At 46.1% G+C, this 19,217-nt stretch carries 14 protein-coding genes; 5 read left to right on the plus strand and 9 right to left on the minus strand.

The genetic code is table 11. From position 1 onward, the window contains the following. Positions 1-202: 202 nt before the first annotated feature. The 7 genes from MKY66_RS01305 to MKY66_RS01335 form a co-directional block, all read right to left on the minus strand. Positions 203-3,145, minus strand: coding sequence for a DUF5704 domain-containing protein (locus tag MKY66_RS01305; RefSeq protein WP_339806716.1), 2,943 nt, complete (start codon positions 3,143-3,145; stop codon positions 203-205). Positions 3,146-3,588: 443 nt separating this feature from the next. Next, a complete protein-coding gene (locus tag MKY66_RS01310) occupies positions 3,589-4,860 on the minus strand; it encodes an S-layer homology domain-containing protein (protein WP_076210277.1) in 1,272 nt (423 codons plus the stop codon). 334 nt (positions 4,861-5,194) lie between these two features. Continuing rightward, positions 5,195-5,524 carry a chaperone CsaA gene (gene csaA, locus MKY66_RS01315; protein ID WP_076210279.1) on the minus strand — a complete coding sequence of 110 codons (330 nt, stop codon included), beginning with the start codon at positions 5,522-5,524 and terminating at the stop codon, positions 5,195-5,197. 112 nt (positions 5,525-5,636) lie between these two features. Continuing rightward, a complete protein-coding gene (udk, locus tag MKY66_RS01320) occupies positions 5,637-6,269 on the minus strand; it encodes a uridine kinase (RefSeq protein WP_036616377.1) in 633 nt (210 codons plus the stop codon). Between the two features lie 201 nt (positions 6,270-6,470). Further along, positions 6,471-7,052, minus strand: a complete 582-nt coding sequence (locus MKY66_RS01325) for a VanZ family protein (protein ID WP_076210281.1) — start codon at positions 7,050-7,052, stop codon at positions 6,471-6,473. A gap of 33 nt (positions 7,053-7,085) precedes the next feature. Next, a complete protein-coding gene (locus MKY66_RS01330; protein WP_076210283.1) occupies positions 7,086-8,210 on the minus strand; it encodes a DUF4179 domain-containing protein in 1,125 nt (374 codons plus the stop codon). Continuing rightward, on the minus strand, positions 8,194-8,730 hold the full coding sequence (locus MKY66_RS01335) for a sigma-70 family RNA polymerase sigma factor (RefSeq protein ID WP_076210285.1): 537 nt from the start codon (positions 8,728-8,730) through the stop codon (positions 8,194-8,196). The genes MKY66_RS01330 and MKY66_RS01335 overlap by 17 nt, the downstream gene beginning before the upstream one ends. Before the next feature lie 330 nt (positions 8,731-9,060). On the opposite strand from MKY66_RS01335, the gene MKY66_RS01340 reads away from it, so the two are divergent. The 4 genes from MKY66_RS01340 to MKY66_RS01355 all read left to right on the plus strand — a co-directional run bounded on the left by MKY66_RS01340 (position 9,061) and on the right by MKY66_RS01355 (position 14,446). Continuing rightward, positions 9,061-9,906 (plus strand): PRD domain-containing protein, encoded by an 846-nt coding sequence (locus MKY66_RS01340; protein ID WP_235200849.1) that lies wholly within the window; start codon positions 9,061-9,063, stop codon positions 9,904-9,906. Between the two features lie 139 nt (positions 9,907-10,045). After that, positions 10,046-11,974, plus strand: coding sequence for a beta-glucoside-specific PTS transporter subunit IIABC (locus tag MKY66_RS01345; RefSeq protein WP_076210287.1), 1,929 nt, complete (start codon positions 10,046-10,048; stop codon positions 11,972-11,974). 48 nt (positions 11,975-12,022) lie between these two features. Continuing rightward, positions 12,023-13,480 (plus strand): family 1 glycosylhydrolase, encoded by a 1,458-nt coding sequence (locus MKY66_RS01350; RefSeq protein ID WP_076210289.1) that lies wholly within the window; start codon positions 12,023-12,025, stop codon positions 13,478-13,480. Between the two features lie 6 nt (positions 13,481-13,486). Next, the gene (locus tag MKY66_RS01355; RefSeq protein WP_076210291.1) at positions 13,487-14,446 is read left to right on the plus strand and encodes a 2-keto-3-deoxygluconate permease; all 960 of its coding nucleotides are present in this window, start codon (positions 13,487-13,489) and stop codon (positions 14,444-14,446) included. 103 nt (positions 14,447-14,549) lie between these two features. On the opposite strand, the gene MKY66_RS01360 is transcribed toward MKY66_RS01355, so the two are convergent. After that, the gene (locus MKY66_RS01360) at positions 14,550-15,233 is read right to left on the minus strand and encodes a type 1 glutamine amidotransferase domain-containing protein (protein ID WP_076210294.1); all 684 of its coding nucleotides are present in this window, start codon (positions 15,231-15,233) and stop codon (positions 14,550-14,552) included. 382 nt (positions 15,234-15,615) lie between these two features. Here MKY66_RS01360 and MKY66_RS01365 point away from each other — a divergent pair, with 382 nt between their 5' ends. Beyond that, on the plus strand, positions 15,616-16,080 hold the full coding sequence (locus MKY66_RS01365; RefSeq protein WP_076210297.1) for a hypothetical protein: 465 nt from the start codon (positions 15,616-15,618) through the stop codon (positions 16,078-16,080). Between the two features lie 112 nt (positions 16,081-16,192). Here MKY66_RS01365 and MKY66_RS01370 read toward each other — a convergent pair whose 3' ends face one another. Continuing rightward, positions 16,193-19,213 carry a DEAD/DEAH box helicase gene (locus MKY66_RS01370; protein ID WP_143760303.1) on the minus strand — a complete coding sequence of 1,007 codons (3,021 nt, stop codon included), beginning with the start codon at positions 19,211-19,213 and terminating at the stop codon, positions 16,193-16,195. Between the last annotated feature and the right edge of the window lie 4 nt (positions 19,214-19,217).

Here is a 19,217-nt window from a genome sequence, read left to right on the forward strand (position 1 = left end):
CGTAGTTTTGTGAAGGCTGTATAGTATTTTATCTGGCCCCTCAGGGTTATTTCATCATATATTTATTGATTGCTTCATGGGTGAATATCGCTATAAAGGCAGTCAGTTTTATTTTGGAGAGGTACTCCGCATATAGACTCTTCTGTCCACATGTGGTTGGCTACATATGCTTAGCCAGTCGTGCTGACATGAGAGATTCAAACTAGTGTGGTACTTGGGATTGGAAGTCATTCCGGCTGGACTGATCAGCATGATAAAAGACAATGTCGCCATCCTTCAGCGGCCAGGTTCTGTCTTGACTGTCTGTTGGCGTTTTGTTGAAACCTTCCATCTGCCATTGATTCATCAGTGGTGCATGAATGTATTGCAGATGGGGCGCCTCTGTATTTCCATTCCGCAGGCTCTCCATGTTGAAGTTGACCACGATATAACCATTCTTTAGAAAAATATCTGATTTTTCATCCAGCTGATCTTGTCGGGCGAGGGGTTCGAGATCCGTACCTTTTGGTACGGCATATACATCGGCCGGCAAGCTGTACTCCCCGTACCAGCGTTGGATTGCTGCGTTGGCCCGGTCCACGTTGACTCCGGAAGGTATGTCCGTTTTGGGCCCAATGAGTGTCCGAATCGGAGCAGACAGGATCATCCAGTCATAACGACCTGCCCATGTTTTTTGATGAGAGGTCTGATCGACCAGGCGAACCATATGTTCTGCCAACGTACGCTGGTTGCGTTCTTCCGCTGACAGTTCATAACTATACTGATAACGCGCTGTATCGCCTAACTCTGTGCCGGGTACATTACGAAGCCGGGAGTTCAGGACAACAAATCGTTTCTCCAGATCCTGTGCCGATCCGATACGGATCAGGCGTTCCTGACCTCGATGGTAGTACAGATCAACTTCTTGCCGGGAGGACCCGTCTTTGCTTACAAAAGAAAAAGTTGGTGTTATGCGAATACCATCCTGCTTGCCAAACATATTGCCCTTGGTCTTTAGATCAAACTTGAAATGATATCCTGTCTTCACAGTTGCGTTAGCGAATCCCTGCACCGGATGGCTTCCTGGTCGGATGGGCAATACAAATGGAGCCAGGTTACCTCGCGGATCACCATCAATGCTATTCATCCCGGTCCAGTAGCTATAGCCCGTTGGTTCGGGACTACCCAATCGCTTGCGAAATACATTTTCCCAATTGTAATCAGTGATATCAGTGACGTGAAAATCATATAACCTTCCGATAACATCTACCGGCACGGTGTCTGCTGCAACATGATGTGCCAGATTGGTATTGGCATCCTGTTGCTCGGTAAAGTTTGCAGGTGCATTCTCTGCAATATTGCGGAATGCAATGTGATATTTGCCTTCGTCTACCCATACAGGCAGATAGAATGTGGTGTCCAGTTGGTTAACCGGAATATCAACCCATGTCTTGGCGGGGATAAACTGACTCCGGTCAGCGTTGTAGACATCAAACGGGAATTGCACCTGTTTGATTCGAAAATATTTGGCATAGTCCCGATTTCCATAACCGGGATAACTCGCTGCGTCCAAGTGCTGCCCCGATGTGGGAATTCGCACAATGAACGGTCGTTCCAGAATGAGTGCAGCGCTGGTTGGGTCCGGTACGGTTTTCTGATTATGCGGCTGATCATCCGATACCCAGGCGTAGTTGACGACAGGGGTGTGTACCGTGACCGTGTTGATGCCGTTAATCGGTAATATTTTATTGGCGCCGCCATTCACGTTACCTGGTAGCAAATCATAATAGATTTCACCAGAGCTTGTGGTATTTGCTTTATTCAGCAGGGAATTGCTGATCATATTACCCGGTTTGTACAGCACATCACGCCCAATCGTCGTTGGATTAGGAATGTTGGATGGTGTTGGCCCATCTTTGGTTGCTTCCACATCATTCATAATGGTTGTGTTGTTGAATTTCACCAAATCATTCTTCACTTTACTTTGAGGTGTGTTGGATTCAGCCATTCCTTTTAAACGTGATGTATCATCAGGCACACTGGGAGGTTGGTTCAAACCACCTGTTAATTTGGGTGGAGTATATGAGATTGAAGTGGTTTGCCCTGGTTGTACATGGCTTTCTACGGATTCATCATTTTTAGACTCCAGTGTTGGTGGTGTATATCCTGCAGGACTCATCGTAACGGTCTCTCCAGGCAAAGCATAATTGTTCATGGTTGCTTTAGCGATCTTGTATACTTCCAGATTGTTAATTTTCCAGTAGGAGTAGTCTCTTGTGATCTGGAAGTTGTATGGCTTGGGTACCGTGTCGTTCGCGGGTACAGGTGGCCCTGGTGTACAACCATCATCATCACATTCCTCTGGTCCAGGTACTGTCCACTCTCTGTCGTACGAGATTGTGACATTACAGTTGTATGTAACTTTACCGCTCATTTTCGCCCAAGCTTGTTTAAACAGATAATTGTCAGCAAAGGCATTTGTGTAGAGTGATTCGGAAGTAGGTATTCCTTTTAACACATTGAATGTCTCAATATCTCTGTTATCTGACTTAATAACACCGTTGGCATTTGGATCGAGATCATTCATGCTCATGATGGTTCCAGCAGAAGGTGGTCCAATCGTTGGCGTGCAACCTCCACCACCGCCCCCGTTACCGTCGCCCTCGCCAGTACCTGGGTTCTCGTCAACACCAATGTTTGTTGTGGTAGTTAACTGAAATCCATCTTTCTTCCACAGTACGGTGATGGTTGTAGTTCCCCTACTGACAGCTTGAACTACTCCGGAGTTACTAACGGTAGCGACACCGGGATTGGATGATTCCCATGTGGTTGTACCACCGCTGCCAGTGTTTACATTGGTCTCCGCTCCAAAGTTTCCATCTCCAGTTTTCGTTTTGATCGTTGCATTCAATTGTTTGGACTGGTTCAAGCTAAGTTGCCCGCCAGCGGTAAGGTTGATCTCTTTTGTTATTTCGGCAACGGCCCGCCAATATATATCCGTATTGAATATGTAGTCGGCAGAAAATTTAGGTGGATTATAGGGTCTGTGGGCTGTTGGTTCAATAGCACCTCCGATTTGCATCGTAAATTTTACTGCATCACCTGTGAAACTATCTACGCTCACCAAAATAGGTTCACCCGAAGTATAGTAATCTTTATTGTCCATATACATTGGTTTTAGTGAAGCAGATTTGAATTCAGAGCTATGATGTGGTTCACCAAGCTTATCTGTATATGCAGTTGGCTTGTAGACTGGTTTGTCTAAAGGAAGATTGATACACACCAAGGATGAATTGGGTTTATTTGTCGTAGAATTATTTGATAATTCTTGTCCATTACATTCTCCGTCTACTTGCCACTTCATATTATCTAGTTGATATATGTAAATGCCGATATTACTTGTACCTTTACCTTCGACAGGACTAACTTTCTTTTGAGATTTTGCTGGGGTGGAAGGCTCCCAACGTGGAGCCTCCAAAGGGGGTTTTACCCCCGGGCCACCTCCAGCAAGAATAGAAGGAATAGGTGATAATATACTTATTATGAGTAAAGAAATGAATGATTTTTTAAGTACGGAATCGAAACGCAATGCGAATCACCCTTTTGAAATTAATTTGATGTGACATTGAAGTCGATTCCCTCTTTGGTAATGAGTTTCACTTGAGTGGTTAATTCTTTATCAAAGTGTAACAATCCCATAGACCAGTAAGTAGGATTCTTAACCTGAAATAACCCTTTACTACCAAGGAAATCATTAACATGTGGTACTGAGTATTTAGAGAAAGATTCAGAATTTGGTGATTTTAAAGCATTGATACTTGGAGATTGTAAAAGGCTACCAGCCTGAAGTTGAGTCATGGAATTTTTAATATTTAAATCAAATTCAGCAAAAGAATAATACGATCCACGCAGTAAGGTGTCTTTCTCATCAACAAAAACTGGATAATAGATACTACGTTTCAATCCTGTAACATACGGATTTATGATAATCCAATTTTTTAATTTAACATCTGCATAACTAGTAACTGTAACTAATTCTTTATTTCTGACTTGAGAGAATTGATCAGTGACTTTACTGTAATCATACGAATCAAAGAATTTATTTTTTGGTGTCTTCTGATACTTAGGCGCAATAATACTCAAATTCGTCCCCGTCAAACCCACTGCTCGCAGCTCATTTAAACCCTGAAAATCGGCAGGTTTTGTCTTGGCAACTGCTGCATAACGGGCGATCAATACTGCTACTTCTGCTCGAGTGGTGGTACGATCAACGCCAAATGTTTTATCGTTTGCCACACTCATCAGTCCTGTTCCCAGGGCAACGGCTAGTGCATTTTTTTGAGCGCTTGCGAGTTTACCTGTGAAATATTCCTTTGCAGGCACAACGGTGTTGGTCACATCAGAGAGTGCTTGTTTGTACTCAGGATCAACCACGGTTAGTCCTTGCGTCAGCCATGTAGCCATTTCGCCTCGTTGAAGAGCGCCTTGTGCATCCAATTTCCCCTTATAATTAGAAGGGCTGATAAAACCTTTTGCTATAGCAATAGAGACGCCGTTTTTTGCCCACTCGGGTATGTCTGTGAAATTGTTTTGTTCTTGTGTTGATGCATTAGGCTGGTCGGATAAACGTCCCAGGATACTTGCCATTTCAGCTTTGGTGACCGGTGAGCTTGGTTTAAATGTCCCGTCGGCATACCCCTTGAAATAACCTTGTTCCACGGCCGAATTAATTGCTGAAGATGCCCAGTGTGTAGAAGGAACGTCCTTGAATGTAGTTGTAGCTTGTGCAGCTTCTACAGAACTCCCAACGCCTCCAAAACCTACGATACCCCCTGTTAATAAAGCTAGTGCCGTTACGCCGGAAACCATCATTTTTTTCATGAATTTTACTCCTCTCAATTGTGAATTTCTCTCCTTAGATATGTACTTTTCAGGCTACTAGATACTAAATTTGTAATAATAATCAATATTCTACCATGTATAACTAGGCTGTTGGTATGATTTATCAATATATTTCCTCCTCTCCACCCAACTATTACTAATGCTCAAGACCTATATTTCCTCAAAAAACACAAAAAAAGGCCACGAATCCGCAGATTCATAGCCTTATGCTTTAAGGTCTCCAACATATGTAGTTCCATCAATAATCAATAAATCAAGAATACTCGATTTCCAAACATTTGAAAAGCCCATATTCTTCTTACTCTAAATAAAGTCAGGCTATCGGTGTTCCATTAGGCAATGGGCTATCCGGTGTAAGCAAGACAACATCGCCTTCACCAGGCACGCCGCCAAGCACAAGTACTTCAGAGACAAAACCGGCAATACGCCGGGGTGGAAAATTAACTACTGCAACGACCTGTTTGCCGATGATCATGTCAGGCGTGTATCGCTGGGTAATCTGAGCACTGGAGCGTTTCAGACCAAGTGGTCCGAAGTCGATCGTCATTTTAATAGCGGGTATGCGAGCCTTGGGGAATGGTTCGGCTTCCACCACGGTACCAACCCGGATGTCATGCTGTATGAACTCTTCAAAAGTAGCCATAGGGGTAGATCTCCTTTCAACTATTGGGGACTATTATAAATGAAAAATCATCAAAAAATCCAGATTACGCTGTATCGTAACCTGGATTTCTGTTGTGTTGCTTTGAAACAAATTAAGCGCCATTCCAATTCTCTCCGGTGAGGTATTTCTCGGTTAGGATGGATAACATCTGAATACCTACTTCATTATGTCCGCCTTCTGGAATAATGATATCGGCATACTTTTTGGATGGCTCGATAAAAGCATCGTGCATTGGTTTTACCGTTTCGAGATATTGTTTGTACACGGATTGGATCGTGCGTCCGCGTTCTTCAATGTCCCGCAGTACTCTCCGCAAAATCCGCACATCGGAATCGGTATCAACAAATACTTTGATGTCCATCAGACTGCGAAGATGTTCATCAATCAGCACATGCAATCCTTCTACAATGACAATATGGTTCGGTGCCAGTTCAACCGTCTCATTGGCAGCACGGTTATCTATGGTGAAGTCATATACGGGAGCATACGCCGCTTGGCCTTTTTTCAACAAGGTGAGATGCTCAATCAACAGATCATTATCGAATGCAAACGGGTGATCGTAATTGGTGAGTCGGCGTTGCTCAGGTGTGAGCTGCGACTGGTCTTTGTAATAATTGTCTTGGGAGATAAACGTAACTTTAGCTGATCCCAGACGGTCTATGACGGAGCGAGCTACCGTCGTTTTACCGGAGCCGGTTCCTCCGGCGATACCAATAATGAGCATGGTTGTTCCATAAGCCTCCCTAAAATGGCAGCATGATGAATGGATAAAAGCGCATCAGAAATCCTTCGTTCATGGCCTTTATCCACATGTCTGTCTCTGAATACACAATTCCTTCATTGTACCATAGCACTCGACTTTTTTCATCTTGGTGTATGGACCATGTTTTGCCTTCAAGGGGCGTTATGCATGCTCATATTCATTTTACTGCATATTTTTGGATGATACTCCCTGTGGTGACTCCCATAGTGCCAATAGTCGCTGGCCGATGGAACTTTTGGTGAACAGATTCAGGATGACGAAACCAAGTACACTTCCTGTTGTATTGGCTATTATATCGTTCAGATCGGTGCTGCGACCGTTGCCCAAGGTTATTCGGAGCAGGAGCTGTGTAATTTCAATGAGGAAACTTAGGGCTAATCCTGCTGATGCTGCTGTTCGTATCGAATGAATCCAAGACTTTATGAAAGGAAGCATGAACCCCAGTGGTATAAACAGCACAATGTTGAGGAGAAAGCTTGGTGCATCCGCGGTCAGGAGCGGAATCCATTGAATGCTTTGATACCATGGGGTCTGATTGGCATAGATTCCGATGTTCACGTCGATAGGGAAAAATACAAAATGCATAACGCCCAACATATATATGGCAAATGCGAGCATCGACACATATTGTCTGACCGTGTACCTGGTTTTGCTCACCCTGGCATGGAGCATCAGGGCGAGCAGGACCAGAACGAATAATGGGCCAAGTACGATGGGAGATGAGATTGAATATTGGATGGACATGGAATGGCTCCTTCACAAGGAAATGAGATCAGGCTATTGAAGCTGAATCTTCATTTCCATTCCCTTGATGAATTGATTATCTTTAACCTCTTCAGCGAAGTCATCCTTGATCTCAAAAGGTTTCACTATCAGATATTTTATATCCTTGGCAGTTGTGGCATATATGCGTTCGGATGTTAATTGGGTTCCCTTATAGGTGCCCTCGCCGCTAAGTGAGGTCAGTTGCCGCCCCTGATCATCATAGACGGCAAATCCGATGTGACTCAGCTTTTCCTGCTCCTTTGCCGTAAGAGTATTCTTATCATTCAAACTGATAACAGTAGTTAGGCGAGTGGTGACAGGGGTAACCTCAGCTTCCGTAACAGCGGCCGTATACAGATCGTTGGTCATGGCTGTGTTAGGCAGAACCCGATGAATGTTATCTGTTGATTTGGTAAATGGAACCGTCAGCTCGAACTCATGATCAATACCCTGCAATGTCAATTGAACTTTGGCGTCAAACTGATCCGGCCAATGTGCCGTTCCCTGATCGGAGGAAATGACCTGCTCAAAGAGCAGTGTATCTGGCTGCGTTTCTCCTACCGAACTATAGAACAGTCCGCTATTCGGACGGGTCCCGTCGACTTTTAGAAAGACATTCTCAATTCCGCTGCTCAGTTTCACGATGTCCTTGCCATTGTCATATTCGCCTTGATTCAGATTAGGCGCAGTGAAATGAACCAGAAACGCAGCACGTGTACCATCATATACCGCTTCAAGCACTTCGAGCTTCACATCCTGGTAAGCAACCTTGCTGTTAACAGGGGTAGTCAAGCCTTCGTTGCCCGCCGTTCGCAGACCCATATCAGCTTCTATCGAGCTGAAGAGGTTGCCCACGAGTGGAATATTGCGCAAGGAGGCAGCCATGGCCGGTGATACAAAGCCGGATGCAAATACGGTAACGCCCAACACTCCGGCTGCGATCGTCGCAGCTGCAGCCTTGTGCCATCGCTTGTTCCGGCGACTGGAGCGCAAAGTCTGTTCCGTTTTCAATGTGTCTGGCGACACCGGCAGAGATTCCAGAGTGGCATCAATCCGGTTACGAACGAGTTCAGACATCAGGGGACGCTCCTTCGCTTGGTTCTTTAATTCCTGATCGATATTAAACGGGTTTGACATGTAAGTTTACCTCCCGAAAATTTTTGAATTTCTGATATAACTCCTGCCTTGCCCGAGTAAGTCTCATTTTCACTGCACTTTCGGAAATATTCAGCGCATCGGCGACTTGACGCAGGGACAGGTCTTCAAAATAATGCAAAACGACTACAATTCGTTTCGATTCCTCCAGACGGTCTACCGCTTCTCGCATATCGACCTCGTCGTAGGGACTGGAATGCTCCCGCTTTTCTGAAGGTACTTCCGCATAAGCGGTGGAGAGAGCGCGGCGGGACAGCATCGTGTTACATTCATTGATGAGGATGCGAAACAGCCAGGTTTTGAAATACCGGGGTTCCCGGAGTGTATGCACCGATTTGTATGCGTTCAGAATTGTCTCCTGAATGGCATCGGCCACGTCCTCCTCTTTTCGCAGCATGGATTTTGCCGTATTGTACAAAGAGTTTTCAATGTCTCGAATAAGCCGGATAAAGGCTTCACGATCTCCTTGGATGGCCTGGTTAACTAGATCGGTTGAACCCATGGATAACAGCTCCTTTCGTATTGGAGGGATGAAGCCAGCACTTGGCTGGTTTTTATATGAATTAGACTGGCGGGTAGGGCATATGGTCACATTTTCTTTTTATAGTTTTAAAGAAGGGGCGTTGTTATATCTGACGTATCGGGTCTCTACGTTCCCTTCAATGATAAGAGTGGCTGATTTTTCCCTAAGATTGGATGATTGACTTTTTCAAAAACAGCACTATAATAAACTTATATTCATAACACGGACTGTTACTGGGGAAACCAGGCATGACCGAATTCGATTGCTTTACTGTAATCGCTTTCGGTCTTTTTTTATTTTTGTTGGGGGGTGAGAACATTGAAGGTTATCAAGAAAGTAAACAATAACGTGGCCATCGCTATTAATGAACATAACGAAGAGGTTTTTGTCGTAGGCAAGGGTGTAGGATTTCTGAAAACGCCCTATGAGCTGACGGAGACGGACTTGGTGGAGAAAATTTTCGTGGCACCGAAGAACATCCGGATGTATGATCTGCTGAACAGTATTCCGATTGAGGATATTTATCTCGCGGAGGAAGTCATCAAGTTGGGCAGTCAGATTCTGAATAAAACATTTAACCCGAATCTGCTTCTCACCCTGTCCGACCATATCAGTTTTGCATTAACCCGAACCAGAGAAGGCATCCGTATCAAAAATCCGCTGGAATGGGAAGTGCGGACACTCTATCCGGACGAGACCCGGGTGGGGGAGGCTGCCCTGAAACTGATTCAGGAAAAAACGGATATCGCTCTGCCAACAGCCGAAACAACACTGATTGCTCTGCATTTTGTTAATGCACAGGTGGGCTCTGGAGAGATGACGGATACCACGAAGGTAACCACAGTTACGGGCGAGATTCTGTCTGTGATCAAATATGCTCTCAAAATTGACTTTCAGGAGGATTCCATCCATTTCATGCGCTTTGCCACACATATCCGTTATTTCATTCTGAGGCAGATGAGCGGTAAATCGCTCAAGGATGAGAATGAATCGCTGTTCCTGATGGTGAAGGAGAAGTTTCCGAAAGAACTGGCTTGTGTGGAGAAGATTGCTGACTTCCTGAAAAATAATTACGGCTGGACCTGTTCGGATGATGAAAAATTATATCTGATCTTGCATATTCAACGATTGATCTCGAATGAACCAACGGAATGAACCTAATGAAGGAACTAACCAAATACTCCATATTGGACTGTTACTGATTCGATCAGGCATGACCAAGCGTAGGGAATGACGATTCCCCGGCTTGGTCATTTTTTATATATCCAATTTATTCATGTAGAGGAGAAGGGTCATGAACAACAAAGACTTGGCTAAAAACGTACTTGATCTCGTTGGCGGCGAGCAAAATATATCCGGGCTAACACACTGTGCAACCCGTTTGAGATTCGTATTGAAGGATGATAACAAAGCAGACCTCAAAGCGCTGGATCAGCTTGAGGGCGTGCTCAAGGCACAAAATTCCGGTGGACAGGTTCAGGTTGTTATCGGTGCCAAAGTAGACGCGGTATACAGTGAAGTGAAGAATTTAACTTCTGACCATATTGGCGAGCTTACGGAGTCTACAGACAGTGGAACGAAAAAGAGACGTAACCCCATCAACGTAGTGCTTGAAACCATCGCAGGTATATTCACACCTGTTCTGCCAGCACTTGTTGGTTGCGGGATGATCAAGTGTTTGGCTACCGTTATAACTGCCATGGGTTACCTGGAAGGCTCCGGTTTCCTCACGATCATTAACATGATCGGGGACTGTATTTTCTACTTCATGCCATTCTTCCTGGCTGTTAGTGCAGCAAATCGTTTCAAAACCAATCCCTATTTGGCGGTAGCTCTTGCTGCGGGATTAATGCATCCAACCATTTTGAACGCTGCGGCTCAGATTGCTGAGACAGGTGTAAACAGTATTGATTTTCTCGGCATGCCGATTCTGTTGATGAAATATTCCTCTTCCGTCATTCCAATCATTCTGGCGGTATGGATTATGAGTTATGTGTATCCAATCGTCAATCGAGTGATTCCCAAGTTTCTACAGGTCCTGCTTACCCCAATGATTGTTTTATTCATTATGATTCCAGTGGAACTGATCGTGCTTGGCCCAGTAGGATCATATATCGGTGACTGGTTGACCAATGGTATCAACTCATTGTTCTCAACCGCAGGTGTTCTTGCTGGTGCGATTCTTGGATTTTTCAAACCGATCATGGTCATGTTTGGTATGCACTATGCCATCATGCCGATTCAGGTTCAACAAGTGGCTACACTGGGTGCAACCGTGTTGTTACCAACGGCACTGGCGGCAAATTTGGCTCAGGCTGGAGCAGCCTTCGGTGTGTTTGTCCTAACGAAGAGTAAAACGATGAAGTCAGCGGCTGCTTCGAGTGGATTCACCGCGTTATTCGGGATTACCGAGCCGGCGATCTATGGTGTAACGCTCAAATACAAACGTCCGTTTTTCGCAGGTTGTCTGGCAGGCGGATTAGTTGGTGGATTCTACAGTTTGGTGCATACAACAGCGAATGCAATTTCACTGCCAGGTGTATTGGCCATTGGCACGTATTCATCGGATCGTTACATGTATGTCGTTATTGGTTGTATTGCCGCAGTTGTACTCGGGTTTGTGTTCACGCTGTTGGCTGGCATCAAGGAAGATACTGAAGGAAGTAAATCGAAGCAGCAAGCTACGGATAAAGTAAACAGCAATCAGCCAGCCGTTGCCACAGAGGTGACTCCAGCATCCGTATCATCACAGACATCCACATCTTCGGACATGCTTATCGTTAGTCCAATGACAGGGGAGATCAAACCAATCTCTGAGGTGGAAGATCAGGCGTTTGCCCAAGAGTTAATGGGTAAAGGGATTGCGATTGTTCCGACAGATGGCAAGGTATACGCTCCATTTGACGGAGTAGTCGAAGCACTTTATCGCACCAAACATGCCATCGGATTGAAAGCTGCGAATGGTGTCGAGATCCTGATTCATATCGGGGTGGATACCGTCAGTCTGAAAGGGAAGTATTTTAACGCCCATATCGAACAGGGGCAGACAATCAAGGCCGGTGATTTATTGGTGGAATTTGATCCAGAAGGCATTACCTCAGCAGGTTATAACACCATTACGTCCATTGTCGTTACCAACATGCAACAGTATGGAGATGTGCTGACTACAGCGACCAACGGCCCGATTCGGGAGAGCGAAGCGCTAATGAAGCTGATCCCTTAAAACTTGAAATAAGACCTTAATAATACGTAATAACAGGAGGAAACTAAAATGACAAATTCCAATTTTCCAAAAGATTTTTTATGGGGCGGTGCACTATCTGCCTGTCAGGCCGAGGGAGCTTATAATGTGGATGGCAAGAGCCTGACCATTCCAGAAGTGATGAAGTTTAACGAGAAGAACGACCGCAAAGTGACCAAGCAGATCAGAGTGAATTGGGAGATGATTGAAGAGGCCAGGAATGACCCGGATACCGTGAAATATCCAAAGCGCCGGGGAATCGATTTTTATCATTCTTTCCGTGAGGATATCGCCTTGTTTGCCGAGATGGGCTTCAAAGTATTCCGTTATTCCATTTCATGGGCCAGAGTATTTCCAGGTGGCGACGATGCCGCTCCGAACGAAAAGGCATTAGAGTTCTATGATCAGGTGATTGATGAATGTCTAAAACAGGGTATGGAGCCCTTGATCACCATCAGTCACTTTGATACGCCAATTGTACTGATGGACAAGTTCGGAGGATGGTATAACCGCAAGCTGATCGATCTGTATGTGAATTATTGTGATGTGTTGTTTAATCGCTACAAGGGCAAAGTGAAATATTGGGTGACGTTCAACGAAATCAATATGAGCGTGAAAGCATCGGCCAAGACACTGGGAATTATTGATTATGATGCTCCAAATTATGAAGAAATGCTGTTTCAGGGGTTGCATCATCAATTTGTAGCTGCGTCCAGAGCAACCAAGATGGCCCATGAGATTGATCCGAATAACCAGATCGGAAGTATGGTGGCTTATTTTACAACGTATCCTTACACTTGCAAGCCGGAGGACGCACTTCAGATGCAGCAGGATGATCAGATGAAAAATCAGTTCTATCTCGATGTGCTCAATAAAGGCGAGTACCCTTACTATAGTAAAACGTATTTCAAAAACAAGGAGATCCAGTTGCACATCGAGGATGGCGATCTGGATAGCATTCAAGCACATACGGCTGATTTCGTGGGGATGTCTTATTACAACTCGATGATTTCCAGCAGTGATACAGAGCAGCTCGAACTAACGGCAGGCAATGTACACAGTGTATATAAAAACCCGCATCTGCCCGCTAACGAGTGGGGTTGGCAGATTGATCCGATTGGCCTGCGTTATACGCTGAATCTCGTCTATGATCGGTATCAAAAGCCTGTCTTTATTCTGGAGAACAGCTCAGGCTTCTACGACAAGCTGAACGAAGACGGAACGATCAACGATCCATACCGGATTGATTTCCTGAGCAAACATATCGAACAGATGGGACTCGCCATTGCGGATGGGGTCGAGGTGTTGGGATACACGATGTGGGGACCAATCGACATGATCAGTTCAGGGACATCTGAGATGAGCAAACGGTACGGATTTATCTATGTGGATCAGGACGACTATGGCAATGGTACGCTCGAAAGATATCGTAAGGATTCCTTCTTCTGGTATCAGAATGTGATCCGTACCAACGGAGCAGAACTGTAACAGAGCATGAACATTATGGGTCGTATCAAAAAAATACCCGGCGGCTTGCTGATTGTTCCTATGCTGGCCGCCGCGGTCATCAACACGGTGTTTCCATCGTTTTTTCAGATCGGAGATCCAACAACAGCGCTGTTCACATCGAAAGGTACCATGGTGCTGATCGGTATGATTTTACTGATATCAGGAACACAGCTTAACTTGTCACAGCTTCTGGTGACTTTGAAGAGAGCAGGGGTGCTCTGTATTTCACGTATCCTCATCAGCTGCCTGTTCGGCTGGGCGTTTGTACACTTTTTTGGCATAAGTGGGTTCGGGGGTGTTTCTGCGGTAGCCTTCATTGCCGTTCTGACCAGTTGTAATCCGGGATTATATCTGGCCTTGATGAACACGTACGGAGATGATGTGGATCGTGCTGCGTTTGGCATTCTGAATCTAATCGCCGTACCGATTATTCCGGTTATGATATTGAATTCGGCAAGCGGTGTCGGTATCGATTACCTCAGTGTACTTGCTACGCTAGTACCTTTCTTGATCGGGATACTGCTTGGTAACCTGGACAGAAATATACAGAAGATGTTCGCTCCGGGAACACTGATTCTGCTGCCTTTCCTAGGTACAAGCTTTGGGTCCAATATTGATCTGCGCATTGCATTTCAGTCCAGTCTGTCCGGTTTGCTGGTCACGGTGTTATTTTTGCTGATCTGCATGCTGCCGCTCATTGGAATCGATCGCACGATATTAAGACGGCCCGGTTACGCAGCGGCTGCGACATGTTCGGTTGCTGGATTGTCCATGGTGGTGCCTTCGATGGCTGCCGGGTTCAATCCGGTGTATGCGCCTTATGTTGACACAGCGATCGCCCAGATTGCGTTTGCCGTGATCCTGACATCAGTGACCGTGCCTTATATCGTGAAGCGTTTGGCTGGAGGAACAGCGACGGAAGCTTCTGCTTCAACAAATCACTAGAAAAAACAGCATGTGTTCTGTCAGATTATGACGGATCACGTGCTGTTTTGCTTTGTACATCTATATGATCTCCTAGGGGAGGAGAGGGATCGATCGGTTTATTTTACAGACCCAGCAGTTGTTTAACACTTTCAGCTACAGCTTTGCTGGATTGCGGATTCTGTCCTGTGACCACACGGCCATCTGTTGTGACATAGGAACTGAAGGCAGCAGCTTTATCATATTGTGCAGCGCGTTCTCTCAACGCATCTTCCAACAGGAAAGGAACATACTCAGTTTGTTGAGCCAATGCTTCTTCCTCATTCGTGAAGCCGGAAACGGTTTTATCGTTGATTAGAAGCAGGCCGTTGGACAGCTTCACATTCAGCAGGGCTGTAACCCCGTGGCACACGCCGGATACAACGCCACCCTTTTCATAGATATCACGAGAAAGCTCTTGAAGTTCGGCATTGTCCGGGAAATCCCACATCGTACCGTGGCCCCCTGTGAAGTAGATTGCATCGTAGTCACTCGCGTTTACTTCGCCAGGTTTCAACGTATTTTTCAATTGGTTCATGAACGTTTCGTTCTCGAAATAGGCTTTGGTGCTCTCATCCAGAGAGTCGCCCAGACTTTTCGGATCAAGTGGTACGTTCCCACCTTTAGGGCTAACCAGATCGATCTGAACATTGTCATTATGGTCAAACTCTTCAATAAAGTGAGTTGCTTCGCTCAGCCACAAGCCAGTAGGCTCGTCCTTTGGTGCGTACTTATCTACATTTGTTAGAACAACCAGAATCTTTTTCATATAAAAACCTCCCGTAAAATATATATCATCAATTTATATTAAATATCACAAAATTAGATTGTGTAAAATCTATTATTAAATATAACATAACCTTTTTCTAAAGTAAAATCATGAACGTATCGTCGTTCTCCAATGTGACTTTCATGCGTAGGAGTAAAGAACAAACTAGTAGTAGTAAATATGCCGTAAAAATATAGTTTTACTTATTATGCCCTGCTTAATTTACTCAAATTGTAAGCCGAGGTAGGCGTGTGTAAGGGGAATCTTAATTAATTCAAATTTGAAGTTAATTTGATTGAACAACTAGTTCTTTTGATTTAGAATGGCGGAAGATGCCAACGAAAAACTGGTACATATTACATATATACTTGGAGGAACATTCATGAAACGTTCAGGCAAATTTTTCGCTTCAACAGTAGTTGCTGCTGTTGCTGCAGTATCCATCGTCTCTTCAGCTTCAGCGAGCACAGTTTCAGTCTCCAACATTTCTGGCGTAACACCTGTCAACATCAGCAGTATGGATATCGAAACGGCTTTGATGATGGTTCAGAGCGAACGCACCAAATTGCTGGATGCGCAATTGCAAACGCAAATTCAGGAAGTTCAGAACCGTAATCAACTGATCGCGGATTTGAACTCTCAATTGCAGATAGCCCAGCAAAACGGGGATGAAGCAGCTATTCAAAAGCTGAAAGGCCAAATTGATGCAGCGGGCAATTCCCAACAGATGGACATGCTTCGTCTGCAGTCCATGTCCAACAAGCGCAATGAAGCGTTTGATGTCATGACGAACTTTGTCAAAAAAATGCAGGATTCAAGATCATCCATCATCGGTAACATGCGTTAAGAACGGATGATTAACTGCAACAACACAAAAAGAGCGAAGCCGGAATTTAAATTCCGAAACTTCGCTCTTTTTGTATTTCTCTTTTTCTATGATATATCTCATCTAATCCAAGTTAGCCCGACCAGTCACGACGCCGAGTGAACAGATCCTGCAACTCGTCCGTCGACAATTCGGTAATCCAGTTCTCAGAGCTTGTGATGATGTTATCGCTGAGCTGCTGTTTGCTCTCCAACATCTCGTCGATCCGCTCCTCCAATGTGCCAAGAGAGATGAACTTATGCACCTGAACATCTTTGGTCTGACCCATCCGATAAGCCCGGTCGGTAGCTTGATTCTCAACAGCCGGGTTCCACCAGCGGTCAAAATGGAAGACATGATTGGCTGCGGTCAGATTCAATCCCACACCGCCTGCCTTGATGGACAGAATGAAGACGGACGGTTGCTTATCCTCAGGCAATGTACGGGATTGGAATTCCTCAATCATACGATCCCGTGCCGTTTTGGAGGTACCCCCGTGCAGATACAGCACAGGCTCCTGCAACTCCTGACGCAGTACCTGTTGCAGCATCTGTCCCATACCAATGTATTGGGTGAAAATCAGGCATCGCTCGCCTTCGTCCCGTAATTCCCGGACAAGCTCCATCAGTCGTTCCAGCTTTGCGGAGCGGCTGATCAGCATTGCCATATCCTGCGGGCTATACACGTCATAAGCAGATGTCAGTGCGCCGTCTTCGGGTAGTTCCTCCGGTAAAGCCTCTTTGGTCAACAGCAGCGGGTGGTCACACAATTGCTTAAGCTGAGTTAGGGCTGAGAGGATCGCACCTTTGCGCTTGATACCTTCCAATTCTTTCATTTTATCCATCAGGGCCTGCACGGATTGGTCATACAATGCACTTTGTTCGCCCGTAAGGTGAATATAGGTCTTCATCTCGTTTTTGTCCGGCAGATCAAGCTGGATATTGGGATCTTTTTTCTTGCGGCGCAACATGAATGGTTTCACCAATTGCTGTAGATCCTGCATGCGCTGCTCGTCTTTGTCTTTCTCTATGGCACTGATGAAACGAGTCTGGAATGCCCGGGCGTTGCCCAGATATCCTGGATTGATAAAGTCATAGATCGACCACAGCTCGGACAACCGATTCTCGATCGGCGTACCTGTCATGGCAATGCGGTGTTTCGCCGGGAAACTGCGGACAGCCAGCGACTGTTTGGTCTGAGCATTCTTGATATTCTGTGCTTCATCGAGACAGATGCATGACCACGTATAGGTTTGTAACATCTCCTGATCCAGTGTAGCCGTAGCAAAGGACGTGATAATAATATCCACCTGCTCTGTCTGCTCCCGGAATTCTTCTCCACTTAATCGGCGTGCGCCATAATGCAGACTGACATGAATGGAGGGTGCGAAGCGGCTAATTTCCTTTTGCCAGTTGCCCAGTACGGAGGTTGGACAGATCAGAAGTACCGGGGCTTGTCCCGGCTTACGTGGTTCATGATCCTTGATGTGTAACAGATACGTGATGAACTGAATGGTTTTCCCGAGACCCATATCATCAGCAAGACATGCCCCAAGTCCGAATCTGCGCAGGAAACCAAGCCATGCAAAACCTTCCTTCTGATACGATCGCAGCTCGGCATGAAGCCCTGTCGGAATGGGTAGGGAAGGTGCGCCGCCTTGTCCGCCCCCGAGTTGTGCAATAACCCGGTTCAGGTGCTCATTCAGTTCTACTTCCAGCCGAATGTTTTGATCATCCTGTGGTTGCTGCTCTTCCTCGGTTTGTTGTCCTTCCTTCCATTTCTGGTTGCGATATTCCCGTTGCTCATTGTGCAGCAGATGCAGGTGCAGAATATCCTGGAATGAGAGTCCCTGTTCCCGATCTACACCGCCCATGGCACGACGTATCTGTTCCAGCAGGTCGGGGTCGAGAGGAACCCATTCTCCACGGAAGCGAACCAGTCGTTCATTACGGGCAACAAGGTCGGCGAACTCATCTTCGCTGAGATCGGTGTCACCAATCGCAATTCGCCAGTCAAAATGAATAATCGAGTCCAGTCCAAAGAACGACTGTCCCCGTTCACTGCCTTCCTCCGGCTGCACCTTGGCACGCAGCTTTGGTTTCTTCTTACGGGCTGCTTCCCACCAACCAGGTAGCAGAACTTGCCAGCCCGCTGCGAGCAACCGCCCGCTATCCTGCGTCAGGAACTGCCAGGCTTCCTGATCTCCCAAAGGATCACTCAGCACATCGCGTCTACCGCTAATGGAGCTTCCGAGACGCGGCAGATGGGCACGCAGCTGATCCAGCCATCCGGCGGAGCGATCCAGAATGAATGGTGTCCATACCTCTGGCCATTCCCCTTCAAGCCTACCCCGTGAATCCAGCATGACTGGTACCAATACGGCGGCATCCAGCTTATTCTGTAATACCAGTCGCAGTCGCCATGATGGCTCATCCTCATCCGGCTCCTGCAATTGCAGCATGGGTCTGAATGGTGCGGCATCCGCTTTCCAGCCAATAGATACGAGCCAGGACTGGGCGTCCATTCCGGCTGTCTTGGGGAGAGTGCCGCGCTCTGGGAACAACTGCGGGAATTCACGCCGCAGATCCGTTGCAGCTTCTTCCGAACTGTACCAGCGCTGGAATACAAAGGCGGAGTAGGCCGCCCCAAGTCCTTCGGCATAACTCTCGTCCGTTTGCTGAACCGCTTTGGTAAGCGATGCCCGATCCTGCTTTTTCAAGCTATCCGGGTCCCAGGTCCACTGAAGCTGTCCTGCACGGTATGCCTCGAAGCTAGGTACGTATTTTCGTTTCTCTATGGAGGATGCCAGTGCTGGAGCTAGTCGAATCAGATGTTCCGCTTGTTCGTCCCACTTCCATTCAATATGAAGCAGCGTATGCATCTCGGCAAAAAAGGGAATCACTTCTTCCGCAGGCAGAACAACCAGCTCAATCTCCTCAATCTGCCGAACTTCCAGTTCGGTACCGTAGAAGGAAGGCGCATGCCAAGCGAACAATCGCTGCTTCAGCGACTGTCCTGATACAAAGTGGTGTGTGTTGAGTGCTCCGTAAAACAATGCATCGCCATATCCGGTTAAAGCGACGTGAACCTCAATCGTTTCAGTGTAAGGATGAATTAAG

It is taken from the genome of Paenibacillus sp. FSL R5-0766 (assembly GCF_037971845.1).
Lineage (GTDB): Bacteria > Bacillota > Bacilli > Paenibacillales > Paenibacillaceae > Paenibacillus.